The sequence below is a fragment of the Meridianimarinicoccus aquatilis genome (assembly GCF_004358675.1).
GTDB lineage: Bacteria > Pseudomonadota > Alphaproteobacteria > Rhodobacterales > Rhodobacteraceae > Meridianimarinicoccus > Meridianimarinicoccus aquatilis.
The window spans coordinates 1-23,730 of record NZ_SMZO01000041.1; the positions used below are offsets into that span (position 1 = coordinate 1).

The 23,730-nt window shown below is 59.7% G+C and carries 21 protein-coding genes; all 21 read right to left on the reverse strand.

Features of this window, described 5'->3' with window-relative positions; all coding sequences use genetic code 11:
* A partial coding sequence (locus tag E2L05_RS14990; RefSeq protein ID WP_133343702.1) for a helix-turn-helix domain-containing protein occupies positions 1–228 on the reverse strand: 228 nt, incomplete at its 3' end.
* Positions 229–789: 561 nt separating this feature from the next.
* A complete protein-coding gene (locus tag E2L05_RS14995; RefSeq protein WP_007120662.1) occupies positions 790–996 on the reverse strand; it encodes a hypothetical protein in 207 nt (68 codons plus the stop codon).
* A 541-nt stretch (positions 997–1,537) separates the two neighbouring features.
* Entirely contained in the window at positions 1,538–2,554 is a 1,017-nt protein-coding gene (locus E2L05_RS15005) for a nucleotidyltransferase family protein (protein WP_243722000.1), read from the reverse strand.
* A gap of 132 nt (positions 2,555–2,686) precedes the next feature.
* Positions 2,687–3,616 carry a DUF2493 domain-containing protein gene (locus E2L05_RS15010; protein WP_133343703.1) on the reverse strand — a complete coding sequence of 310 codons (930 nt, stop codon included), beginning with the start codon at positions 3,614–3,616 and terminating at the stop codon, positions 2,687–2,689.
* 768 nt (positions 3,617–4,384) lie between these two features.
* Positions 4,385–5,320 carry a D-2-hydroxyacid dehydrogenase gene (locus E2L05_RS15015; protein WP_133343704.1) on the reverse strand — a complete coding sequence of 312 codons (936 nt, stop codon included), beginning with the start codon at positions 5,318–5,320 and terminating at the stop codon, positions 4,385–4,387.
* Positions 5,321–5,333: 13 nt separating this feature from the next.
* Positions 5,334–6,596 carry a glycerate kinase type-2 family protein gene (locus E2L05_RS15020; RefSeq protein WP_133343705.1) on the reverse strand — a complete coding sequence of 421 codons (1,263 nt, stop codon included), beginning with the start codon at positions 6,594–6,596 and terminating at the stop codon, positions 5,334–5,336.
* Positions 6,593–7,525 (reverse strand): LysR family transcriptional regulator, encoded by a 933-nt coding sequence (locus E2L05_RS15025; RefSeq protein WP_133343706.1) that lies wholly within the window; start codon positions 7,523–7,525, stop codon positions 6,593–6,595. The genes E2L05_RS15020 and E2L05_RS15025 overlap by 4 nt, the downstream gene beginning before the upstream one ends.
* Positions 7,525–8,433, reverse strand: coding sequence for an HpcH/HpaI aldolase/citrate lyase family protein (locus E2L05_RS15030; RefSeq protein ID WP_133343707.1), 909 nt, complete (start codon positions 8,431–8,433; stop codon positions 7,525–7,527). Before E2L05_RS15030 ends, E2L05_RS15025 begins: the two co-directional genes overlap by 1 nt.
* Positions 8,430–9,638, reverse strand: coding sequence for a CaiB/BaiF CoA transferase family protein (locus E2L05_RS15035; protein ID WP_133343708.1), 1,209 nt, complete (start codon positions 9,636–9,638; stop codon positions 8,430–8,432). The genes E2L05_RS15030 and E2L05_RS15035 overlap by 4 nt, the downstream gene beginning before the upstream one ends.
* 2 nt (positions 9,639–9,640) lie before the next feature.
* The gene (locus tag E2L05_RS15040) at positions 9,641–10,753 is read right to left on the reverse strand and encodes a zinc-binding dehydrogenase (protein ID WP_133343709.1); all 1,113 of its coding nucleotides are present in this window, start codon (positions 10,751–10,753) and stop codon (positions 9,641–9,643) included.
* Positions 10,754–10,766: 13 nt separating this feature from the next.
* Positions 10,767–12,068, reverse strand: a complete 1,302-nt coding sequence (locus E2L05_RS15045; protein WP_133343710.1) for a TRAP transporter large permease — start codon at positions 12,066–12,068, stop codon at positions 10,767–10,769.
* On the reverse strand, positions 12,065–12,586 hold the full coding sequence (locus E2L05_RS15050; RefSeq protein ID WP_165971783.1) for a TRAP transporter small permease: 522 nt from the start codon (positions 12,584–12,586) through the stop codon (positions 12,065–12,067). Before E2L05_RS15050 ends, E2L05_RS15045 begins: the two co-directional genes overlap by 4 nt.
* A 19-nt stretch (positions 12,587–12,605) precedes the next feature.
* Entirely contained in the window at positions 12,606–13,616 is a 1,011-nt protein-coding gene (locus E2L05_RS15055; RefSeq protein WP_133343712.1) for a TRAP transporter substrate-binding protein, read from the reverse strand.
* A gap of 53 nt (positions 13,617–13,669) precedes the next feature.
* Complete coding sequence (locus tag E2L05_RS15060) at positions 13,670–15,112, reverse strand: aldehyde dehydrogenase family protein (RefSeq protein WP_133343713.1); 1,443 nt, start codon at positions 15,110–15,112, stop codon at positions 13,670–13,672.
* 508 nt (positions 15,113–15,620) lie between these two features.
* Positions 15,621–16,202: a rhomboid family intramembrane serine protease gene (locus E2L05_RS15065; protein ID WP_047998149.1), complete on the reverse strand. Its 582-nt coding sequence runs from the start codon at positions 16,200–16,202 to the stop codon at positions 15,621–15,623.
* Positions 16,203–16,350: 148 nt separating this feature from the next.
* Positions 16,351–16,758 carry a hypothetical protein gene (locus E2L05_RS15070; RefSeq protein WP_133343714.1) on the reverse strand — a complete coding sequence of 136 codons (408 nt, stop codon included), beginning with the start codon at positions 16,756–16,758 and terminating at the stop codon, positions 16,351–16,353.
* Between the two features lie 284 nt (positions 16,759–17,042).
* Entirely contained in the window at positions 17,043–17,771 is a 729-nt protein-coding gene (locus tag E2L05_RS15075; protein ID WP_133343715.1) for a DUF736 family protein, read from the reverse strand.
* A 124-nt stretch (positions 17,772–17,895) separates the two neighbouring features.
* Positions 17,896–18,198, reverse strand: a complete 303-nt coding sequence (locus E2L05_RS15080; protein ID WP_133343716.1) for a hypothetical protein — start codon at positions 18,196–18,198, stop codon at positions 17,896–17,898.
* A gap of 100 nt (positions 18,199–18,298) precedes the next feature.
* Positions 18,299–18,760 (reverse strand): DUF6915 family protein, encoded by a 462-nt coding sequence (locus E2L05_RS15085; RefSeq protein ID WP_133343717.1) that lies wholly within the window; start codon positions 18,758–18,760, stop codon positions 18,299–18,301.
* Position 18,761: 1 nt separating this feature from the next.
* Entirely contained in the window at positions 18,762–19,148 is a 387-nt protein-coding gene (locus E2L05_RS15090) for a DUF6878 family protein (protein ID WP_133343718.1), read from the reverse strand.
* A gap of 122 nt (positions 19,149–19,270) precedes the next feature.
* Positions 19,271–23,530, reverse strand: coding sequence for a strawberry notch family protein (locus E2L05_RS15095; RefSeq protein ID WP_133343719.1), 4,260 nt, complete (start codon positions 23,528–23,530; stop codon positions 19,271–19,273).
* Positions 23,531–23,730 lie beyond the last annotated feature (200 nt).

Consider the following 23,730-nt stretch of genomic DNA (forward strand, 5'->3'; position numbering starts at 1 on the left):
CAGCACCTCGTCGAGCGCCGCAAGCTCCGCGGCCGTGACCTTCACACTGACCGCTGAGACCGGGATCGCGGCATCCGTCTGGCGCTCGGCATCGGCTTTGAGCGTGTACTGGATCGCCCGCACCGACACGCCAAACCGTTCCGCCAGCACTGAAGTGGAAACGCCTTCCGCAGCTTCGCGAACGATCTCCATGCGCTCCGCATCGATGAGGCGTTTTGAGCGAGACATGCGAAGAAAGACCCCCTATTTCCTGCCACCTTCCACCAAGGCTGCCCCTACCTTACGATAATATACCAAGCTGTCAATTATATACTTCCGTCGCATTCAGGCTCAGGCAGCCTTGGTGTCCGCTTCACGCCGCGGCCCGCAGGGACGCGGCTCTGCCGCCCTCACCACCGGGCGACCCACCTGTCCTAGGGGTCCCGTCTACCAGCCCCGCCCGAGGGTCTGGCCGAACACCACGTGTTCGGACGGAACCGCGGGCGGGCGCAAACCCCACCGACAGGGCGGACAGGCAGGGTCAAGGAGGGCCAGATTTGGGCCCCCAAATCTCTGCCGCAAAAACCGGGAGGCCCTGGCCGATAGGTTTTTGTGGATGGCCCCCTTGAGGCTGACTGGCCGGTCTGTCGCGGCCAGACTAATGCGAGCGGCGATCGTCCTTTGAGCGCACGGCGCCCGGCACCAGGGGGAGGTCGCTGTCGGCGATCACCCGCGCCGGTGACGGCATCCCTGGAACGGGGACAGGGCCGCCCCAAGATCGTCCTGGGCGGCCCATCCTCGTCAGAGGATTTAGTCCTGAGGGTCCTTTGCGCTCGGCGGGAACATCACCAGCTCCGAGACCGCGACCGGGAAGTCGAGCTTGAGGCTGAAGAACTCCGATCCATCCCCGTTGCGGGTGTTGCGGAACATCGCGCCCACGCGCTGAAAACGGGTGCGCTCCTGGCCATCGGTGTCGGTGAACTTGACGGGGACGGTGGCGACGTAGTGGTTGGTCATTTGGGTTACTCCTTGTTGCGATGGGGATCACCCGGCACGGGGGCAAGAGGCCCGGTCGCAAGCGCAAATGCGGAGGGTCCGCGGCCAGCCGTGGAAGCCGTATTTGTGCTTGCCGAAGCGTGAGCTGAGGGCACGATTGGGCCGACCCCGTGCGATCCACATCTATGAGCAAAAAGGAGAGACCCAAATGACCCTTGCCATCACGCAGCCGCCACCATCCGCGTCCGCGTCTCGCCGAGCCTGGCCGGGGTGCTGACGGAGCCCGCCCGCGTGGATGCGATGTTCCGCAACACCACCCGAGGGACGCGCAAGTCTTCAGCCTCAAAAGCGACGTCTCGACCCCTCGCATCTTGCCCCGCTGACGATGTGCGTGAGGTGCGCACCATCCCCAGCCCGTACCGATGCGGATGGGCCGAACTCTGACGGGCTGGGTAGAGGGATGACGGTGCTGGACGCCGTGAGATACAGATCAAGTGTGACCGATCGCACGCGCCATGAGATATGACGAAAGGACCGCCCGAAGGCGACCCCGTTATGGCCATCACGCGCCCAAGCTGTCGAGCATCCCCCTGGTATCAGGCATTCGCTTCAGCGAGTTGCCGATGTGTTCCCGCCAGCGCGGCCCAACCTCCATTGCGGTGGCATAGGCCCGAGCCAGATCATCGGGCCGGTCCTCGGCCATCGCTTCGATAAGGAAAGCCGCCTGCTCGCGGTCCTTCGCGGATTTCAGGCTCCCTGCCCCATCGCGGCGCCGGTCGGCAATGATCAGTTTGTGGACTGCATAACGCTCCGGGCGGGGCACCTGCACCAGAACGCCGGATCTATAGATCGCCGCCGCGTGGATCGGCTCAGCGATCAGGAAGTTGAGATAGTTCAGTCCTTGGGCGTTCACGCCCAAGGCTGGCAGATCACGGAGGGTCTCATCTCCGAACGCCGGTGTGAGAAACTCGACCAACTGGCCGCTGCCACCCTGGGCCCATCGCCATGTCCGACCTTGGTCAAGAGATGGCAGAGGATCGAATTTGAGCGCTGAGAACGTCTCGGCAAGACCCGGGTCGACCTGATCCTGCAACGCAACGCTGAGCTTCTCGAACTGCGCGATGTCGATGTCGCCAGTATTGGCCATACCGCCAATTGGCAGACGGATACCAAGCTCGCCTTCATAGAGGCGAAATGCATTGGTTCCGACGATGGTGCCACCCAACCGGAATGTCCCTACTGCGGCCATGGCCGACAGGATGGACCCGGTCGCCCGGTCGGTGGGGGTCATGCCTTCAGCGCGCAAGAGCCGAACGAGCCGCGACCGTTGCGCCTGCCGCTCCTTGGCGGTCGCGCGCAGATCCTCGATCCGGTCGATACGTGCGCGCGTCTCGTCGCTGTCCTCGCCGATATAGATGAACCGCATCTCCGTTCCGACGCGGCGCGCGGCGTACCAATAGGCCTTGTCGCCGCGCTCTTTGAGTGTTGGCTTGCCTTCGACACCGGACAAGGCGTCGTCCTTAAGAAGACGCACCAGGTCGGTATAGGCGCTCATCGCGATGCTGCTGAGTGGGGTCATACCTATCATTTCCAAGTTTTGCTTGGCATACATATACCTATCAAAACAGGAAATTGCTAGGCAAAGTGATTTGGAGAACGTCCACACCCATGAGAAACGACGTAAGGGCCGCCCGAAGGCGACCCTCTCTCTTCAATCCTGCGACGCCTTCTTCGCCGGGTCCGCAACCCGCATGACCGTCAGGCCTTTCGCTTCCGCCTTCTGCCCGAGGTTCAGCGCGACCCCGTTGCCGCCGAAGAGCACAACCCCCGTCGCCGCGAACTTGTCGTCTAGCATCTCGTCGTTGCACTTGAACGGTGCCGCCCGCCCGTGTGCGGACCAGCGCGGATCGAAGCGCGCTTGCGCTACCCCGCGCGCCCGCGCCCACCGAGCCGCGATCATCTCCGCCCCGTGCTTGCCACCCTTGTGGCAGAGGAATATCTCTTGGTTACGGTTCTGCTTGATCCGCTCCCGAACCTTGTCGAGCGTGTTGAAGATCACATCGACATCGGTCCAGTCGGTGGCGCCCGAAACGATCAGGGGCACCCCCTCGACTTTCGACTTCTCGGCGGTTTCGCGATCATGCTGTTCGAGCAGCTGCCGGGCCTCGAAGACCGCCCCAGTCTCTTGCGCCCGGACACTCGCCCGCGAGCCTGCCGCCGGGATGAAGGCGTGACCCGTCTCGATCTCGTAGCATTCCGCCGCCGCCTCGCTCATCACCTCGATGGCGCTGACAATCTCGCGCAGGTGCAGAAAGCGCGCCTGCGCCTCTTCGAGTGCGGTCTCGGTGATCTCCGACCCGTCGTGGGACTTTGCCAGCGCGCCGATCTTGTCCGCAGTGCGGTCGACCTCCTTGCCGAGCGCCACCTTGCGCCGCTGCAGGATCGTGGCGAGCCCATGGGCGAGCGGTTCGATTTCTGCCTCGAGCCCAGTCCCGCGCAGCGAGCCAAGCAGAGCCTCGAAGCTCTCGCGGATGATGCGGTCGGTCAGGAAGTGATCCTCCGGGATCGGCAGCTGCGCGTCCTTCTCGGTCAGCCCGAAAAGCTCGATGGTCTCGTAGGTGTTTGCGGTGTCGTAAGCCATGTCTGGTCTCCAGTAGTCGGTTGTGGAGCCACCACGTGAGTGTGGGGGCATGGCCGAATGCCTGGTTTCCGAATCTGCCCGGGTCAGGGACGGCGCAGCCGCCGGCTTGACGGGCGCAAAAGTTTTCCGTGCGCAACACCCGACACATGCGCGCCCTCACGCACGGGACCGCTCCGCGCCACGGGCGCCGCCCTCGCCGAAAAGTTTTGCGATCCTTGACGCGGGCTGATTTGGGGGCCATCCGGAGGATATGCTTCCGCGCTCATGTGTGTGTGTTTTGACGGTAGGTTTGCCCGACCCGAGCAGGCAAACGGCCAGACCGGACGCGTGAGACGGATGGAGCGGCGGGATCGTTTTGCTCCGCAAAACAGACCAGAGCGCAATCCGGCGGAGCGGCCGGGGAGGGACGTGCTCGCGAGGCGGGCAAACCGGGGGCCTGGGTGCAACGCCGCGGTGAGGCCGCATGGCCGAATGCGCGACGGACCGAAGGGCCGTTCTCCCCTGCGACACGCGAAGCCGAGCTGGGGAGGCCGCAAGGCTTAGCCCAAGGTTGATGTGCTGGCGACCACGCTGCCGACTATAGGGATTGCTTGTCCAGGCATTCGACGTGATACGCGGAGAGCCGCCGTTCGCTGCATGTGCGAAACAAACAGACCACTACTGCAGAACCCGACATTCAGGCATCTTTGCCGCGCAACGGTAATTGCCTCAAAAGCTCCTTAAAGAAACCAGCACAGAGATAGTTTATTCATCTTGGTGCTATGTAATTCACTCAGAGCGGATAAAGTCTCCAATGGATGCAATCACACTGTCGGCGACCGTTTGCATAGCCGCCTCACCCGCCCACGCGACATGTGGCGTGAGGATGAAATTTGGCATGTCGAGCAGAGACATAAAGGGATGGTCGGCGGCCGGCGGTTCAACAGATGCGGCATCGACACCCGCGCCCGCGATTAGCCCCTCGCGCAACGCCGTTGCCAGATCCTCCTCAACAATCAATCCGCCCCGCGCCGTGTTAATCACAATTGGGGCGCGCGCCATCTTTTGAAACTCTGCGAGGCCGAGCAATGCAGCATTCGATTGCTCTAAGGGGCAATGCAGGGAGAGAATATCACACCAGCCAAGCGCCTCATCAAACGGCATCCGACCATCGGCCACCTCAGTGGTGCCCTTGCGCCCCGTGAACGCAACCTCCATGCCAAAGGCACGCGCGATGCCTGCCACGGCTTGACCAATCGCACCGCCCCCGACAAGTGCCATTCGGCTCCCCCGCAGCTCTTTGATCGGGTGTGTATGAATGCAGAATTGGCCTGAAGCCTGCCAATCCCCACGCGCAACATCCGCGATATATCCCGGTATCGCGCGCCGTAGCGTGAGGATGAGGGCGAAGGTGTGCTCCGCAACGGTATCCTTGGCATATCCCGCAACATTCCTGACCTCGATGCCGAACTCACGACAGGCTTCAAGATCGACATTGTCGGTCCCTGTTGCGGTGACGGCTATCATTTTCAGCTTCGGTAAGGCGCGCAGCGTGTCGCGCGTCAATTTGACCTTGTTCACCACAGCTATGTCTGCGTCCATGAGACGCTCTTTCGCCTGCTCAGGGGTCGATTTTGCGAAATCCTTCCAGTCATGTGAAAACTCAGGCTTGCGCAGTGTCACACTATCAGCAATCGTAGCACGATCAAGAAAGACGATTTTCATGGGTGAATAATCCTTAGTCAGTGAGCACGAGCGTCGCGCGAAAGTCATTCGCGTTTGTGAGGGTGGGGCCCGTAAACAAAAGCCCCCCGACTTTTTCAAAGAAACCATAAGCATCGTTTCTCAATAGGGCCCCCTCCATCTCGGCAAGCGACGCCCTGCTCACTATCTCAGGGTCGACAATAGCTCCGGCATTGTCTTCCATACCGTCGATGCCGTCTGTGTCCACCGCAACCGACCATATGTTTGCAGCGCCACGTAGGCTACTCGCGAGCCCAAGTAAGTATTCCGCATTGCGCCCCCCGCGCCCGTCACCGCGTACGGTGACAGATGTTTCGCCGCCACTGAGAATAATAGCAGGCGGGCGAATGGGGTGAGTCCCCGCAGCAATTGCGACAGCGATCCCAGACACGGCGCGACCGACTTCGCGTGCTTCGCCAATGACCGCATCTCCGAGATCAAGAACGCTTAATCCATTGGCCTTTGCAATGTCTGACGCCGCATTGAGCACTGTGCGCCCAGATCCCATCAAAACCGTCTTAGCCACTGTGATTGTTGGGCTTTCATTGGCAAGGATTGCCGCGCGGATGTCCGCAGATACATCAATATTGTAGCGGCTCAGAACGTCTAGGGAATGGTGCGGGGTCGCGACCGCAGGCAAGGTTGGGCCGGAACCAATCACGCGCAGGTCATCCCCCGCGACGTCGGATATAATATAGGTGACGACTGATGCATTTGTCGCCGCAGCGAGACGCCCGCCTTTTAGCGCCGAGAGGTTACATCTGACGGTATTGATTTCCGTAATATCCGCACCAGAGCGCAAGAGCTGATGACAGATATCTTGCTTTTGCGCCAGATCGATCCCCTCGCACGGCAGACACAGCAAAGACGAGGCGCCACCGGACACGAGGACAATGACGAGGTCTTGCGGGCCAGCACTTCGCACCAGATCAAGGAGCCGCGCACTCTCGGCGGCGCCGGCTTCATCGGGGATCGGATGGGCCGCTTCGACAACTTCGATATATTTGGTAGGCGCGGTGTGCCCGTAGCGCGTGATGACGAGCCCCTCAACAGGCTCGTTCCAATGCATCTCAAAGGACGCCGCCATCGACGCAGCCGCTTTGCCAGCGCCAACGACAATCACCCTGCCCTCTGGGAGCGCGGGCAAATCGACCGAACCGAAATCGGGTTGCGCCGCCGCAATGGCGTGATGTGCGAGCACCTTCAAAAACGCCTCAGGGGCGTCATGCGGCGCGGGGAAACTGCGAGGCGTCGTCATTCTGAAACTCCTGAGAAATGTTCTTTTTGATCCACCAAATCTTCAACCGCCAACTGAACAAATTGATATACGGCTTTCAAGGCACGAGACTGCGCGCGTCCCGCCAAGGTTGCGAGATTGATCACACGCGAGATAGACGGCCGGCGTATCAACGCAGCCCCTAGGTCATATAAATCTCCATCGGCATAGGCCGCAGACGACATGATGGTGTAGCCCATATCGCGCGCGACAAGCCGCCGGATTTCACCCAAAGCATCAATCTCGATTTTGACGTTCAATGGCACAGCCTGTTGGCGAGCTTGGTCTTCAATCAAGCTGCGCAACCCATGTTCAGGGCCGGGTAAAATAAGGGGAATATTCGCCAACCGGCGCATTGGCACAGACCCGTCATCATCGGTTAATTCAGCCACAGCCGCCGCAGTACTCCCGACCAACAGCAACGCCTCGCGTGCAAGTGGAAGAATGTTTAAATCTGGTGCAGATGCGCCGAACGTCAGCGCAAAATCTATCTTCTCTTCGCGCAGCCATTGAGCCAGATAGCCGCTCATGCTCTCGACGATCCGAAGTTTGACGTTCGGTAGCTCGGCTTGGCACCGTTCCAACAACGGAACGGCAAGACTCGCTGTCAGCGAGGTTGGCAGGCCAAGGCGGACGAGCCCTACTGGAGAGCGCTGGAATGCCGCCATATCGTCTTCCGCCTCGCGGAACTGAAGCCGAATACGGCGCGCATGTACCAGCAGTTCAGCCCCCTCAGGGGTCAAGACGACCCCACGCGGTTCGCGCAAAAACAACGTCGCACCAAGCTTCGCCTCAAGTGACCGCACACGCGCGCTGACTGACGGCTGGGACATGTTAAGCTTCTCTGCGGCGCGCACAAACGAGCCTGTTTCGGCAATCGCCTCGACGCACCGCATGTCTTTGAGGTCCATTAGCGCGCCACTCCGCGTGGCGCGTGTGCCATCTCAGAAATTCTATTGCGGGCCTCCAGCACAGACTTTGCGCGCTCGACAACAGGCAGATCAATCATTTTGCCCCCAAAGCTCACCGCGCCACGCCCCTGCGCCAATGCCGCCTCGAATGCGGCTACAAGGCGTGTCGCATGGTCAATGTCTGCCTCAGACGGGCTGAACTCTTGGTTTAAGATATCTACCTGATCAGGATGGATGGCAAACGCTCCTGCAAAGCCCAAACTACGCGCCTCTCGAATGAGTGTACGATATTCATCCAAATCCGAATAGCCGGCAACCGAGCCGACAAACCCCAACGGCAAGCATCTTGCCGCGCGGGCCGCAGCAACCGCACGCACGTTGGGCACCAGCAAGGCCTGATGTGTGGGGTCCATTCCCATCGAGACGGCAAGGTCTTCGGCCCCGACAATCAATCCGACAACGCGAGGAGATGCTTCAGCGATCTCAACCATTTGCTCCAACGCCTCGGCGGTCTCGATCATGACAACAAAAAGCGTATGCCCAATCTCAATGCCGCGCTCACGCTCAATTTCTTCGACAATCTCCGCGATACTTTGGACATGTGCCGCATTTGGGACCTTGGGCAGCGTCAATGCCGAAACAGAGGCACGCACGGACGCCTCGATATCAGGAACCGCTAGGCGAAAGGAGCGGTTGATCCGCACGATGACATCGCATCCGTTCTCCACGAGGGTATCGGCGGCCTCAGCAACTTTTAGGCGAGCGGCATCTTTTTGGTCTGGCGGAATAGCATCCTCAAGGTCCAGTTGGATACAGTCGGCACGGCGCTTTGGCGCGCCACGTAAAAACTTATCATTCAAGACGGGAACGAAGAGAATCGAACGCCAAAGTGGCAACGGGTGGGTCATTCGCCATCTCCCTTTTTTGCCAAACGGCGTGAGCGGATTTCTTGGATGATTTCGTCATTATGCTCGCCCAGTTCCGGCGCTGGTCGGCGGAAGACACCCGGCGTGCCGCTGAACCTTGGAACGACATTATGCATCGGCACCGAGCCCATTTCGGCATCAGGCAAATCAACCAGAACCTCACGCCCAACCACATAAGAATGCTCCATAAGCTCGGCCATCGAGCAAACAGGTCCAACGGTTACACCCTCGGCCTCAAAAAGCGTCAACGCCTCTTCGCACGTCATTTTCACTATAAACGCGCCGATGATCTCATCCAATTCATCGCGGTGTGCGACCCGCTCATCATTGGTTGCGAATTTTGGGTCGAACTTTAGTTCGGGGTGCCCGATGGTATCGAAGATACGCATCGCCATAGATTGCATCGACCCAGACAGCGCCACATATCCGCCATCCGCGCACACATAAACATTGCGCGGCGCGGTATGAGAGGATTGGTTGCCCGCACGCATGGTGGCCTTGCCCGTCAGGCTACATTGTGCGGCCTCAGAGCCAATAATCGACAAGATGGGTTCGAAAAGTGACAGGTCAATCACTTGCCCATCACCCCCCTCGACCTCAACAACACGCAATGCTGTCAGGACCGCGCCAACACCGTAGAGACCCGCCACCATATCGGCCATAGCCAAAGGCGGGAGCGTCGGCGGTTTGTCCGCATGGCCGTTGAGATAGGCCCATCCAGACATTGCCTCGACCAAAGTCCCGAAACCGGGTCGATGGCTAAAGGGACCGTCCTGCCCCCAGCCTGAGATGCGCAAGATAATGAGCTTTGGGTTGATTTCATATAGATCGGAGGCACCAAGCCCCCATTTCTCGAGCGTGCCCGGAACAAAATTTTCGACCAAGATTTGCGCTGTTGAAATCAGCTCGATCAAATTCTGACGCCCCTCCTCCGACTTCAAGTCGACAGCAAAACTCCGCTTATTGCGTGAATAGGTTTTCCAATATATTTCAATATCTTCACACCGCCAATTGCGCAGATCATCGCCGCTGCCGGGCCGCTCTATCTTGATGACATCCGCGCCATAATCAGCCAGCACATGCGTGCTCATATTTCCGGCGACGAGGCGCGACATGTCTACGACGCGCACGCCCTGCAGCGGCCCAGTTGCGTCTGGATCAAATATTTTTTGTGTACGTTTACTCATGATCATTTGAACTCGATTACAGGTTTGATTTCCTCAAACGATTTCATGCGCGCCATTGCTGTGTTCACATCGTCCAACGCGTAGCGATTGCTCAGGATTTTACTCAGCGGTATTTGCGACTCGTATTTCGCGGCGAATTCAAGCGCCTGCCAATAGCTGCGCGCATCCCCCGAAAACGAGCCGATGACATTGATATTCTTCTTCACAAGCGTTGAGGGTTTAATCGGCGTCTCATGGTCACCCAGCTGGCCAACAACGCAGTAGCGCCCGCCTTTGCGAACCAAGTCCAAGCCCTCGCTAAACGCCGCAGGGTGCCCTGTGAACTCCAGCACAATATCTGCACCGCGACCGTCCGTCAGGCTTTGCACCTGCTCTAGGCGCTCTTCATGCGTGGTGCCCTCAATGGACAGCAGAGTTTGCGCGCCCAACTCGCCCGCAAGCTCCAGCCGCGCTTGCGGAGAGCCGATTGCGATCACCTTTCGCGCGCCGCGGGCAACGGCCACAGCCGTCGCTAACAATCCCAGCGGCCCTACGCCTTGAATGACGACATAGTCATGGGCCTCGATGGTGCCGAGGTTATTCATCGCGTTCATCACCGAACGGAAGGCACATGAGCACAGGCTTGCAAGATCATCGCCAACCGTGTCGGGTACTTTGATCCGTCCCGATTGTGGCATCACGTAGCCGTATTCGGAGAACCCGCCGAGCAGATAAGGATACTTCGCCATCGTTTCATACATGTAAGCGCGGCGGTTGTCGCACAGCGTTGGTTGACGCGCGACAGTGCAATAGTAGCATGACCCACACGACGTATGGGTCCACAGAATACGGTCACCGATCTTCAATTCCTGACCAATGCTGTCTCTGTCGGAATCCGCGCCGCGCGCCACAATGCGGCCCGTCATTTCGTGACCAATGATCACGGGCAGATCGACTTTCAGCGCGAGGTTGCCGCCCGCGAGATGCACGTCTGTGCCGCAGATCGAACAGGCAGATGTCTTGACGAGTAGCGAGCCGGGTTCGAGGTGGCTTGGAACTGGTACCTCTTCAATAGTCAGCGGCTGACCAAATTCACGCAACACTGCGGCACGGGAGACGTCGGGGATCTTTGTCATGTGGTTTCCAGTCTTAGAAATATCGGTACCAAAGGGAGAGGCCCGGAATGAATGTGAGCAAGGCGAGAGCCACAACAGCTGCGCCAATAAACCAGCCGAAATGGCGTAGCATTTCAGCCAAATGAACGTTGTTCGTTCGCGCGGCCACAAAGAGGTTTGCGGCCAAGGGCGGTGTGAGGAGTCCGATCTCGATGTTTGTCACAACGATGATAGCGAAATGCACTGGATCAATCCCGAAGGCTTGGGCCGAGGGCGCAAGCAAGGGACCCATCAAGAGCACTGCTGCATTGGTTTCCATGAACATGCCCGTTGCGAACAACAACACATTCACGGCTAGCAAAAACATGTAAGGATGCTCGAACAGGACCGCCACCAAAGCGGCCAGGTCTTGAGGCACCTGATTAAGGATCAGCGCACGATTGAGGATGCCCGTCATCGCAATAATTAACAAGATTGCGGCCGCGGGCAGAATGGCGGAATAAACCGTTTGCATCAGTTCGCTTGGCTTTAAGCAGCGTAGGAAAATGACAACGAGAATGGCGTAGATACATGCGGCGGCGGCCGCCTCGGTCGGAGTAAATAACCCGCCATAAATCCCGCCCAGCACGAGTACAGGAAGAAACAGTGACGCCGCGGCTTTGGTCGTAGATGCCCCTGCCCACATACGCTTGGATGCGGCGCCATCGTCCTGAGACGCGACGGGCGCTCTTGCGACAATCTCCTGCCCCCCCTCAAGTAAGGCACGCGAACGGAACCAATGCACGGTTGCAAACGCGATCATCAAAAGTGCGCCGGGCACAAGCGTGGCGACAAAAAGCTCTGTGATCGAGACGCCAACGGTGGACCCGTAGATGATTAGTGGAATAGAGGGTGGGATCAACACACCCAGCAAACCAGAGGCAGCATTCAAGGAGGCCACATATCCTTTTGGATAGCCACGGCTCGCCATTTCTGGACCAAGAGTTGACCCAATAGCCGCAACGGTTGCCACCGATGATCCGGTAATTGCGCCCAAAAAGGCACTCGCCACGATCATGATATAGCCAAAGGCACCACGTACGCGGCCGAGCATCTTGTCTGCCAACGAAGCCAATGAGGCGGCCATGCCGCTGCGGTTCATGATTTCGCCGACGAGAATAAAGAGAGGGATAGCGACGAGCGCGAAGCTTGAGACGCTATCATAGGGAATACTGCTGAGTGAATCGAGCCAGACATTTAGCCGATCTGGCTGCAAAAACACGACCAACGCAAAGGCTGCAGCGATCGGAGTGCCTATGATTAAAAAGGCAAAAAGCAATGCGACAACGATAATCATATCGACACCTCGCGGTTGCGTATCATCACCACAAGCAAGAAGTCGATGATCGAATGAATACAAATAAGCGCCGCCCCAATCACCATACATCCAGTTGGAATCCAGATGGGTGTGCCCAAGTCGATGAGCCGCTCCCCTGTTTCAAAGGCGTAGCTAAACAGGTTCCATGCCAACCAAGAGAAAATGCCGCCAAAAACCGCCATGGAGAGCGCCGACAAGCCGCGCAGGAGCGTTTTAAAAACAGAGTTGGGCATGAGCTCGACCACGTCGATGGTTATGTGTTGGTGAAGGTGACTACACAGCGCCCCGCCAATGAACGTTAGCGGGGACATCGCCACCACTGCGATTTCACCCAAGCTGGGCAACGGGAGATTGAACAGTCGCACCACGATGGTCGCCGCGATGGCAAACATAATGACAATCATCGACAGTGTTGCGACCTGCTTCTCAAATGCGCCGAGCACGTTGCTTGACGCTCTAAGAAAGAGGACGAAGGGTGATCCGTTATTCTGGATCACCCTGTCCCTATCGTTTGGACTAGTCATTGAGCCCGTCGACCTCGGCGCGCAACGCCGCGATACGGTCAGCACCATAAGTCTCTTCGAGACGCGACCAGACATTCCGCCCGATCTCCACAAACTTTGCCATTTCTTCTGGCGCTAGCTCGTGAACCTCGACACCGCCCTCGCGGATACCGTCAAGATACGCAGCGCTTTGAGCGCGGTTCGCGACGATCTGATCGGCGGTCGCCGATGTGGCGCAATCCTCAATCACAGCCTTGCGTTCGTCGCTCTGCTCATCCCAGAAGCGTTGACCGACCGTAATGGCTCCCATCGCGTACACGTGGTTCGACAGCGTCATATATTTCTGAGCTTCAAACAAACGTGAATTGAAGGTGATGCTCGCACCATTGTCTTGACCTGCTACCGTTCCTTGTTGCAAGGCAACAAACAATTCGGGGAACGGAAGCGTGACAGCTTGTGCGCCCGCATTTTCGAAGAAAGAGCGGATCGAAATCGAGCCAGGCACGCGCAAGCGCATTCCGTTCACGTCTTCAACCGAGGTCACTGCGCGCTCAGAGTTCGTGATCGCCCGAAACTCCAATTCAAAGAACCCAATCGCATGCATGCCATGGCTTCCCATTGCCTCGCGCAGGGTCGTTTGCAAAACCCCCTCAGGATTATAGAATACTTTGTCCGCTTCGTCGAAAGAACTCACGATATAGGGCAAGTAGTGGATGTCCAAAAGGGGGTCGAGCCCTGTCAAAGACCCGGGGTTCAGAAAGGCAAATTCCAAGCCCCCCCGAGCAAGATCACGACCAAGCGCTTCATCCCCGCCGAGCTGACTGTCAGGAAAGACCGTCAGCGACAGCTCACCGCCCGTTTCATCCGTCACACATTGCGCAAAGGCGTGGCTGGAGTCGTCTACGGGGCTACCCGTGGCAAAGACGTGGCCAAGACGCGCACGCATTTCTTTGGCCTGTGCCGCAGGTGCCGCGCATAGCAGAGCCAGCACCGCCGCCGACATCATCATTGTTTTCGATTTCATGTTTTTCTCCTCCCAGAAGTGATCGGCGAAGCTCCTCCGCTTCGCTTTTTGTGTTACCCGTGGCTGAACACCACCGTTTTGCTGACGGTAAATTCTTTAAGGGCCTCCAATCCCTTTTCCCGCCCATGTCCGCTTTTCTTGAAGCCGCCGAACGGTAATTCGATGCCCCCGCCGGCACCATAGCCGTTAATGTAAATCTGGCCCGCGCGCACGGCCTTCGCCATGCGCATCTGACGCGCACCCGACTCTGTCCAGATCCCTGCGATCAAACCGTAATCAGTTCCATTCGCCAAGCGCACCGCATCCCCCTCATCATCGAACGGGATGGCCGCAAGCACTGGCCCGAACACTTCTTCGAGCGCCAGTTCATGGTCCCGTGGCACCATGCGATAGAGCGTCGGCGGAACGTAGTAGCCGCCGTGAGAGGCCTCATCCGTAACGATCTGACCCTGCGCAGCAATTTCAATACCATCAGCCTCTGCGCGTTCAAGAAAACCTAGCACACGACCTTGCTGAACCTTGGAAATCACAGGCCCACAATTGAGGTCTTTATCGTGCGACCCCGCCCGCAACATTTTGAACTGTTTCGCAAGCGCCGACAGGAACTCGTCGTAGATGCTGCGTTCGATCAGAACGCGGCTACCCGCAGAACACGTTTGCCCTGTGTTTTGCACCAGCGCGGCTACGATCGTCTTGATCGCGGCGTCGCGATCTGCATCCGCAAATACAATTTGAGGCGATTTCCCCCCTAGTTCAAGAACACATGGAACATGGTTTTCGGCGGCGCATTTTTGCACGAGCGTGCCGACTTCCGGAGAGCCTGTGAACGAGAGCAAATCAATGTCTGGATGTTTGCTGAGCGCCGCACCAGCTTCTTCGCCAAGACCCGTGACAACATTGATTGCGCCGGGGGGAAAGCCGACCTCTTCGGCCAGTTCGGTTAGGCGCAACACGCTCAGACATGCCTCTTCTGCGGGCTTTAAGACAGCCGCATTACCGACAGCGAGCGCCGCGCCAAGGGCGCGACCAAACATCTGCGCAGGGTAGTTCCAAGGAATGATATGCCCCGTCACGCCGCGCGCCTCCCGCAAGATCATCACCTGATAGCCCTGCAAGAATGGAATTGTCTCGCCGTGCATTTTATCCGCAGCACCGCCGTAGAACTCAAAGTAACGCGCGCAGGCACGAACGTCGCCGCGCGCAAGCGTCAGAGGTTTGCCCGTGTCGAGCGCTTCGAGCTCGGTCAGCTCATCTTCGTGATCGAGAATCGACTGGGCCAGGCGGCTCAATAACCGCCCCCGGTCAACCGCTGCCATTTGGCCCCAAGCACCCTCATAAGCGTTGCGAGCAGCCAAAACGGCTGCATTAATTTCCGGCGCGCCACCGCGCGCAATTTCACCGATTTCAAGCCCGCTTGACGGTGCGACCATAGTCAGCGTTTGCTCGCCCTCTGGACGCACCCAGTTCCCATCAATGTAGACAGATTGCCACTGCATCATATTTCTCCCTGTTTGGAAAACTGATTATCGGACGACCAGTCGATCAGCAAACTTTTAAAGTTGCTAATACGTATAGTTCAAAACTATACCTTCACTGAGGAGCTCCAACTCACGACACCGAAAATACAAGCAAATCTGGTCTTCATGCCCGTCACCAAATGCACCAGCTCAATCGCATCAGAACAACGGCGTCCAAAACGATTAATTCAAGCCTTCAAGTGGCGGCCACCACACCACACCCCCCCACTTGAGTTTCAATTGAACCTGCATGGAAGTGCGATCTTTCATCTCTCGCACAATACAAAATACACCGACCATGCAACCTTGCGTCTTGAACGCGCTAGTCGCCAAATCCAAACTTTAAGCATCAAGGGCACCAAAGCCCTCATCGATGAACAGCTCTCATGAAATCGCACCCGAACGGCAGCTTCTAGAAAGCCGCAGTGCAGCAAAATACACGCCCAGCAAATGTCCGGCCTGGGCCGACAACGTAGGGTGTACTGCTTCAGTCCAAATCGACACCGCCGAGGCGCGGCACATGGACATGCGTCCGGACAAGGGATGCAGCGACAGCGCCCGCGATGGCGCCGAAGAGATGCGCCTCCCACGAGACGCCGGGTTGGCCCGGAAGAACGCCCCAGAGAATGGAGCTATAGAGGACACCGACCAGTAGTGCCGCGCCCAGCGTGATCGGGGAGCGATCCACGAAGCCGCGCGCGACGAGGAAGCCAAACCAGCCGAAGACCAACCCTGACGCACCGATATGGATGGCGGAGCTTCCGAACAGCCAGACGAGTCCGCCGCCGAGGCCGATCACCACTGCGTTCACCGGCAGCAAGGCTCGCGTGGTCGTGGCAACCAGCAGCCCACCCATCACCAGGAGAGGCGGCGTATTGGCCATCAGATGCGCGAAGCTTCCGTGCATCAGCGGCATGGCGACAACGCCATCCAAACCATCGAGCTGCCTGGGGATCAGGCCGAAGGCCGGGTTCAAACCGTAGCCGGTGATCCAATTGACGACCTGAACCGCCCAGAGCAGCGCGACAAAAGCGGCAAGCGTTGCGGCGCGCCGCAAGAAGGCACGCATGTGATCCCGGTTCATCATGTTGGCGACAGTAGACGTCACCACAGCACCTTCAACGGCTTTCGCGCGCTGCACAGGATGCCACCTCCAGGAAAGGGGGTTCGAGGCGGCCAACCTCGGTACGGCTCAAGCCAAGAGAATGGCTCCGATCTTACACGGTGTTCCCCGGGCGAAAGGGCTGCGGTTCACGCTCGGGGCGCTTCAGGGCTTCGGCGAATTTGCGGGCATTGTCATCGATCGTGCCGTGCCAAAGCTTCGAGACGAAGGCCCGGGCGTCTTGGACCGTCATGTCCTTCAGCGAAGAGGACAGCGCCATGAAAAGCTCATCCTCGCTGATCGCAGCGGCGCGGTGCATTGCGTCCGCGTAAAATGACGGGTCGTTGAGAACCTGCTCGCTCAGCGGCATAAGCGCGAGGTTCTTTTCCGGGATCGCCATGAAGATCGTGTCCTGCAGGTCGGTCAGATACGCACGCCGCGAGGTGGACACCGGCTTTCCCGCCGCCTTGGCGTCCAGATACGCCTGCCTGGTCTTGTCGAACTTCGACTTGGCAAATGACATGATGACATCGCGCTTTCGGGCGGGTAGCGCGAATCCGGTGCAGCGCTCGATATGGGCGAGGAGATCTGCAACCTCTGCCTCAACATTAAAGCTCTCAAACCATGGAACCGTCCCTGATCTAGCCGCCACGCGCCCGCCCTCAATATTGCGTTAATATATTATTGTATCGCATTTACACCAGATCGCAAGCGGGTGACGTCCTTTACGCAAACGGACATGGAAAAAGGGGAACCGTGATCCCACGGCTCCCCTTTCGATTCAGATCGTCTCCCCTCGCGCGCCGATTAGGCGACCAAGGAGAGCCCCACACCCGCGTCCTGCGGCTGCTCACCGCTGTCGATGAACGGGATGATCGAGAAGGTCTGCCCGCCGCGCTGTTCTTCGTTCTGCACGGCGTTGACGCGCAAGTCGCCATCAGGCGTGTTGATCAGCAGCGACAGGTAGTCATTGCCCGTGCGGCTGCTTTTGGCCATCCACGCCGAGCCGACGCGGATTGGTTTACCCCGGGGCGAGCTGACCTCGATCCGGTAATCTGGGTGGGTCTCCTCGGATTTGTAGCTGTTCTCGATCAGCATGAACTCCAGATCGAACATCATGTTGGCGATGTAGCCCGTGAAGGCGTTGTCAGCGTCCATGGCGGTGAGCTCGCCCGAGATCGAGCCGGATTTCATCAGACCGTTCGAGACCAACGGGATGATCTCGAATTCGCCGCTCTGGGCCGCGCGCGCCTCTTTCGTCTGCACCGCGTTGACCCGGAACGGGCCGAGGCCGACATCGATCTGCATCGAGATGTAGGGGTTGCCGCTGGTATTCCCGGTCTCGTTCCAGGCCGTGCCGATACGCACCTTGCGGCCTGATTTGTTGACTGCCGTTACGTCAAAATCCGGGCTGCGTTCGGACATCTTGGCCCGCGCCTCCAATTGGATGGCGATGTCAAAGCGCGTCGAATGGATCATGCCGGTGTACTGAGCGGCTGCGGTCTCGACATTGCGGGTGAGGGTTCCTGCGAACATGGGATGGTTCCTTTTGGATTGGCCGGTGTCTGACGTTCTTGCCAGCGCATCCGGGATTGCTTTCTCGACCCCTTGAGGGATCACAAATCAGAAAGCCTGCTTTCCTTTCAGCCTCGCCCACGGGTCAAAGCTGCCGTCCGAGTGGGAATGCCCCCGCGCCTCCGGGTGCTACGCCCCTCCCCTGCCCGTCTGGTCTTGATTGGCTGCCCGGATTTTCCGCGCTGTCCTTCGATCGCGCGATGAAGAACTCCGTTTCTTTTCCGTTCAACCGGTGTCCGCCCCGGTCGGTCAGGCCGATACAGCTTCCGTTCGGCACATAGGTGATCAGGTATTGGCCGAGCCGGTCCTTGTGGACAACGTAGCCGGTATTGACCCAATGCACGGTCTGACCGGCATCGACAGCGGCCTTGATTTCATCGAGTGTCATGCGAACCTCCTCAAGAAGAATGGTGGGGAAACGACGCAAGAAGCCCGGTCGTCCAACCGGGCTTCCATGCAGCATTTGTTTGGCAAACGGCCGAGAGCTGTCAGGCACCTTGCGTGGCTTGCGTCGCGCGCGCCGCCATCCAATCCTTCAGGCCAAGAACCGTTCTTCCGGCGGCGACTTCAGATGCCCAGGCGGCCCTTGGGTCGCCGCAGGGCTCATCGCCGGAATGCCGGTCGATGTGGCCATTGGCCATCCATGGCTCGGGCTGGATCCGTCGAAGCCAGTCCGCCATGCTCGGAATGCGGCCCTGACAGTCTTCGCGGACATGCTGCTCGCCGATCCAGCGCACGGGGATCTCTCGACCTGCGCTATTGGTCAGGGTCAGGCCGAAGACACGTTCGGCCTCGAACAGGCCTTGAGCGTGGTGGCGCATGGCTCGGTGCGTGAAGAGCGCGAGATGCTCTTTCGAGGCGTCAAACCAATCGTGCACAGCCTGATAGTCAGACGGCACCCCGCCGAATTTCCGGGCAGAGCTTTCGGCATGATGAAGCGGATGGGCCATCTCACAGCCCCTCGTCATAGCTGTGCGAGCATTCGACATAGCGGTCGGCATGATCCAAGGTGATACTGTCGGCGGTGATGTCCCAGGTCAGCGTGCCGTAGCCGCCCTCGTTGTTTTCGAACCCCGGGTGATGATGATAGGCGAGCGACCAGGCGAAGTCGCCCACCTCTGTGGCAAGCGGCTCCGGCAGGTTGACCTCTGCAGGCTGCACCGTCACATCCTCGACATTGCCGGAGTCGCCATAGCCTTCGTATTCGAAAGCGACCTCGCTGATGCCAAGCGCACGTAGTTGCGCGAGCAGCTCCACTCTGGATGCCTTCAAGGTGGTTTCGCGCTCTGCACGCCACTGAGCCGCCATTGCGGCATAGTCGATCTGGGGATTGGTCATGAGTCTGTCCTTTTGTCTGAAGTTGGGGGGGCCGGGCGAGGCATTGGTCTACCCGCGCCCGGAAAGCGCAGACCGCCAAGATCTCGATCCGCGACGCCCAACCGGAAGCTCGCTTTGACTTTTCAGGCGGCTTGGTCTGCCGCTCTAGCGGCTCGCTGCCCCACGATCCGGGCCAGAATGCTTCCCGTGTCGATCCCGTCCCCATGCGGCAGGAACACCCGCAACTGGAAGGCAATGATCTCAGTGAAACACCCCATTGCCTTGAGGCCATCAATCATGCCCCGATCCGCACCGCCCAGCTCAAGGCGCATCTCGCCTGCAACGCGGCGCCGGGTCAGGGTAAGACCCCGGCCCAGATCGACCGGCGCAGTGGTGCCGAGGGCGGCGGTCAACATCTCCTGCGGTGTTTGCGGGTTGGACACGAGGAAGCGGGCGCGCAGCGCGGCCGCCCCTTCCTCGCTCAGCGTGCGCCCGATCATGGCGGTCGCCCCATCGGGCGTGACCCGGTAGATGCGCTCATTGGTGGTCGGAATATCCTTCCAGATCGGCAACAAGAGCCCGGTCAGCAGGTAGAGCTTGGTTGTGGTGGTTTTTGGCAGGGACGCTGCCTCGGCATCCCAAAGCCATGCGAACTCAGGCTTGCCGATCTCTTCCCAAGCCGAGGACTCAAACCGTGCCTCTTCGAGATAGCTCGACCCGTTTGGCCGCACCACCTTGCGCATCAGCGTGACAGTGTCCTCGTCATACATCTGCATTGGCCGCGCCGAGATGAGCGCCGCGCGACCCGACGCGCGGTTGACCATCGGCAGCTTATCGAAATTGCGCGACAGGGCGTCATCCGCCGAAAGCACATGGACCGGGTCGGTGACTTCAAGTCCAATGATCCGCGTCACGGCGCCGGATTTCGGGCAGGTCCAGAGATCCTCTGTGGATACCTGTTCGATCTTTTCGCCACGCAGAGTTTCCACGCCGAGATCGAGTGTGCCCGCCGCCCGCGCGCGTTCGGTCTGATCAGCGATCCGGCGCATGAACTCGGCAAAGAGCGCGTTCTGCATATGGATGGGCAGGGCCAGCACCCGGTTGAGAAACCGCTGGATCGGGGGAAGCTCTTCGAGCAGCACCCCGTCCTTGTCGATCAGCCGCAGGGCCGTCCAGTCGGTGAAGCTCTCGTAGCTCATCGCCTCAGCGCGCCCGGCGGCAAGATCGGCGAAATACCCACGCAGCGCCGCCCGCGCGGTCGGGCTTTCGAGATTGTCCTCCTCGCGGAACATGCCTTGCGAGCCGGTCTCGCGTTGGCCCTTGGTCAAGGCCCCCAGCTGGTCGAGGCGCTTAGCTATAGTCGAGGTGAAACGCTTTTCGCCATGCACATCCGAGGTGCAGACCCGGAAGAAGGGCGCGCTGACCTGGGCAGAGCGATGCGTGCGGCCCAGCCCTTGGATGGCCGCATCCGCGCGCCAGCCGGGCTCCAGAAGATAGTGCCGCCGCCGTTTCTGGTTCTTCGCCGTTTGCGCCGCATGATAGGAGCGGCCCGTCCCGCCCGCATCGGAGAAGATCAGGATATCCTTCTCACCATTCATGAAGGCTTGGGTCTCTGACAAATTGCTGCTGGCGGCGCGCTTCTCGATGAAGAGGTGGCCATCGTCCGCCTTCAGAGGTCGGATCGACCTTCCGGTCACTTCGGCAACGGCATCGTCGCCAAAGGCCCAGAGGATCTGATCCAGCGCCGAAGGGATCGGGGCCAGCGTCATCAACTCCATCATGGCCGCATCGCGCAGGGCAAGCGCTTCGCGGGAGACAACGAGCGCCCCGGTCTCATCCCGTAAAGGTTCCACCACCATATTGCCGTCGATCTCCACGAGCTTTTGAGCATGGATTGGGAAGGCCTGTTCGAGGTAGCCCAGCACGTCGCGCGGCGTCAAGGCACCCTCGACGAGTTCATCCTCCGGGTCCATCGTCTCAAGCCGACGCTTCAACAGGCTTTCGCCTGTAGAGACAACCTGGATGACGCAAGCCTTGTCCGCTGCCAGATCGTCCTTGATCGCGCGGATGATGGTCGGGGCTTTCATGCCCATCAGGAGATGGTTGAAGAAGCGCTGCTTCGTGCTCTCGAAGCGGGACTTGGCCGAGGCGCGTGCGGCCGAGGCATTGGTCTCGCCCGAGGCGTCGTTGACGCCGGTCGCCGTCAGCGCGGCTTCGAGATTGTGGTGGATCGTCCGAAACGCACCCGCGTATGCATCGTAGATCTTGATCTGGGCCGGGGTGAGCGCGTGTTCGAGCACGTCATACTCCACCCCGTCGAAGCTGAGGGCGCGGGCCGTGTAGAGCCCGAGCGTCTTGAGATCGCGCGCGACCACCTCCATGGCAGCGACACCGCCGGCTTCCATCGCAGAAACGAAGCTCTCGCGGCTTGGGAAGGGGTATTCGGGGCCCTGCCCCCAGAGCCCCAGCCGCGCAGCATAGGCCAGGTTGTGCACGCTCGTGGCGCCCGTGGCCGAGATATAGAAGACGCGAGCGCGGGGTGCTGCCAGTTGCAGCCGTAGGCCAGCAAGGCCCTGCTGGGAGGGTTTGACCCCCCTGCCCTGCTCGGACCCGGCCGCGTTCTGCATGGCATGGGCCTCATCAAAAGCCAGCACGCCTTCGAACTCCGCGCCCATCCAGTCGAGGATCTGGCTGAGCCGCGTGGTGCCGCATTTGCCCGCGGACCGCAGCGTGGCGTAGGTGACGAAGAGGATACCGTCGCCCATCGGGATGGGCTGGTCCGGTTTCCATTTGGAGAGCGGCTGAATGTCGGCGGGCGAGCCGCCGAGATCAGTCCAGTCGCGGATCGCGTCCTCGATGAGCGTGGCGGACTTGGAGACCCAGATCGCTTTCCTGCGGCCGGCCAGCCAGTTCACGAGAATGAGCCCTGCGCATTCGCGCCCCTTGCCGCAACCGGTGCCGTCGCCGAGGAAATAGCCAAGGCGATAGGCACGTGCATCCGGGTCATCATCGGCGCGCGTCAGCTTGGTCTGGTCGTCATCGATGATAAACCGACCGGGCAGGTCGCGCCCATGAGCATCATGCGCCATGATGATGGTTTCCAGCTGCGCCTCGGAGAGATGTCCCTCCTCGATCAACCGTGCGGGCAGGCGCAAGTCATCACGGCCCGTATTTGAGGGCATGGGCGGGGCAACCGAGGCCATGGCGATGCTTTCAACGAGCGGCGTGGGATGTTCCTGCGCATCCGCAATCTCGATCCGTTGCGGACGGTAGCGCGCATAGATGTCCGAGATGGGCATGTTGTTGCGCGGGGTCTGAAGGCTCGTGAAGCTGAGCGGACGGAAGGCATTGGCCCTGGCTGTGGGGGCGGTGATAACACCGGCAGCGGTCTTGCGCGGGACAGATGATCGAACGGTCGGCCGAGCATGAGGGATCGCTTCAACCCGTTGGGCCGGGCTCATCTCGGTCCGTGTTGCGGCCACGGCATCGACAAATGGAAGGGCTTCATCCAGATCGCACAAAGTGGCGCGGATCATCTCGCCGCCCTCCTGCACCTTGTCGAAGACCATGAGCTGGGTTTCGACAGAGGTGCCGAGCTTGCGGTAGACCTGCCCCGGCATCGTCAGCGCCAATCGTGGCGTCAGGAGACCGCAGGCGCGGGACCAATGCGCGGCATCGCGTTCGGGCGTGAACCCCGGCGGCATGATCGCCACCAGGCGCCCACCTGGTGCCAGGCGCTTTGCAGCCGCAATGAGATGTTTGGCAGCGATGTGCTTGTCGCGGGATCGGTCGACCGAGGAGGCGAAGGGCGGATTCATCACCACGACGTCGGGTAGAACCGGCGTCTGCAGCAGATCGTCGATATGCTCGCCGTCATGGCCCGTCACCTCGCCGCCGAAAACCGCGCGCAGGAGGCGCTGGCGAAAAGGGTCGATCTCGTTGAGCAAAAGCGTGGCACCGGCCCGGGCGGCGAAAGCGGCCAAGGCGCCGGTGCCCGCCGAGGGCTCCAGAACGGTCTCGCCCTTGCGGATCGCCGCGGCCCGCAAGACCAGCGCCGCGAATGGCAGCGGCGTGGAAAACTGCTGCAGCCGGATCTGCTGCTCTGACCGGCGCGTTTCCGTGAGAAGCCGTGAGGCAAGGAGCTTTGCAGCGGCGATGTCACCTGCCGCGCCGTCCCCACCCAGCAGCACCTGGATGGCCGCAGCCTGCATCATGTCATAGGCTATGCGCCAGTCCCAGGCGCCCCCGGCATCACTGCCATGTAACGTCTCGCGCATGATGCGCGCCAGCGCTGAGCTGCGCAGGGGTTGGTGGGCGATCTCCGCGCAGATCTGTGCCAGTGCAGAGGCGAGTTTAGCGTCGAATTCAACAGGATTGGGGAGCGTTGAGCGGGGCTTGGACATGGGGGTTTCCTTTGGATCAGGGTCTGAGTTCCAAAGACAAAAAGCCCTCTTTCGCTTTTCGGGATGATGAGCTCAGACCAAGAGGCATCCAATCTACGGCCGGCCAATCAAACGGTTTTTCGGAGTTGGATTAGAAAACTGAAAAACCCGCCGCAATGCGACGGGCTTTTGCTTTCTTTGTGCAATGAGGGGAGGCATAG

Bases quoted from the DNA above. Each gene is read 5' to 3' on its own strand.
- E2L05_RS14995 (WP_007120662.1), bottom strand. From the start codon at position 996: ATGACCAACCACTACGTCGCCACCGTCCCCGTCAAGTTCACCGACACC.
- E2L05_RS15005 (WP_243722000.1), bottom strand. From the start codon at position 2,554: ATGACCCCACTCAGCAGCATCGCGATGAGCGCCTATACCGACCTGGTG.
- E2L05_RS15010 (WP_133343703.1), bottom strand. From the start codon at position 3,616: ATGGCTTACGACACCGCAAACACCTACGAGACCATCGAGCTTTTCGGG.
- E2L05_RS15015 (WP_133343704.1), bottom strand. From the start codon at position 5,320: ATGAAAATCGTCTTTCTTGATCGTGCTACGATTGCTGATAGTGTGACA.
- E2L05_RS15020 (WP_133343705.1), bottom strand. From the start codon at position 6,596: ATGACGACGCCTCGCAGTTTCCCCGCGCCGCATGACGCCCCTGAGGCG.
- E2L05_RS15025 (WP_133343706.1), bottom strand. From the start codon at position 7,525: ATGGACCTCAAAGACATGCGGTGCGTCGAGGCGATTGCCGAAACAGGC.
- E2L05_RS15030 (WP_133343707.1), bottom strand. From the start codon at position 8,433: ATGACCCACCCGTTGCCACTTTGGCGTTCGATTCTCTTCGTTCCCGTC.
- E2L05_RS15035 (WP_133343708.1), bottom strand. From the start codon at position 9,638: ATGAGTAAACGTACACAAAAAATATTTGATCCAGACGCAACTGGGCCG.
- E2L05_RS15040 (WP_133343709.1), bottom strand. From the start codon at position 10,753: ATGACAAAGATCCCCGACGTCTCCCGTGCCGCAGTGTTGCGTGAATTT.
- E2L05_RS15045 (WP_133343710.1), bottom strand. From the start codon at position 12,068: ATGATTATCGTTGTCGCATTGCTTTTTGCCTTTTTAATCATAGGCACT.
- E2L05_RS15055 (WP_133343712.1), bottom strand. From the start codon at position 13,616: ATGAAATCGAAAACAATGATGATGTCGGCGGCGGTGCTGGCTCTGCTA.
- E2L05_RS15060 (WP_133343713.1), bottom strand. From the start codon at position 15,112: ATGCAGTGGCAATCTGTCTACATTGATGGGAACTGGGTGCGTCCAGAG.
- E2L05_RS15065 (WP_047998149.1), bottom strand. From the start codon at position 16,202: ATGCGTGCCTTCTTGCGGCGCGCCGCAACGCTTGCCGCTTTTGTCGCG.
- E2L05_RS15070 (WP_133343714.1), bottom strand. From the start codon at position 16,758: ATGTCATTTGCCAAGTCGAAGTTCGACAAGACCAGGCAGGCGTATCTG.
- E2L05_RS15075 (WP_133343715.1), bottom strand. From the start codon at position 17,771: ATGTTCGCAGGAACCCTCACCCGCAATGTCGAGACCGCAGCCGCTCAG.
- E2L05_RS15080 (WP_133343716.1), bottom strand. From the start codon at position 18,198: ATGACACTCGATGAAATCAAGGCCGCTGTCGATGCCGGTCAGACCGTG.
- E2L05_RS15085 (WP_133343717.1), bottom strand. From the start codon at position 18,760: ATGGCCCATCCGCTTCATCATGCCGAAAGCTCTGCCCGGAAATTCGGC.
- E2L05_RS15090 (WP_133343718.1), bottom strand. From the start codon at position 19,148: ATGACCAATCCCCAGATCGACTATGCCGCAATGGCGGCTCAGTGGCGT.
- E2L05_RS15095 (WP_133343719.1), bottom strand. From the start codon at position 23,530: ATGTCCAAGCCCCGCTCAACGCTCCCCAATCCTGTTGAATTCGACGCT.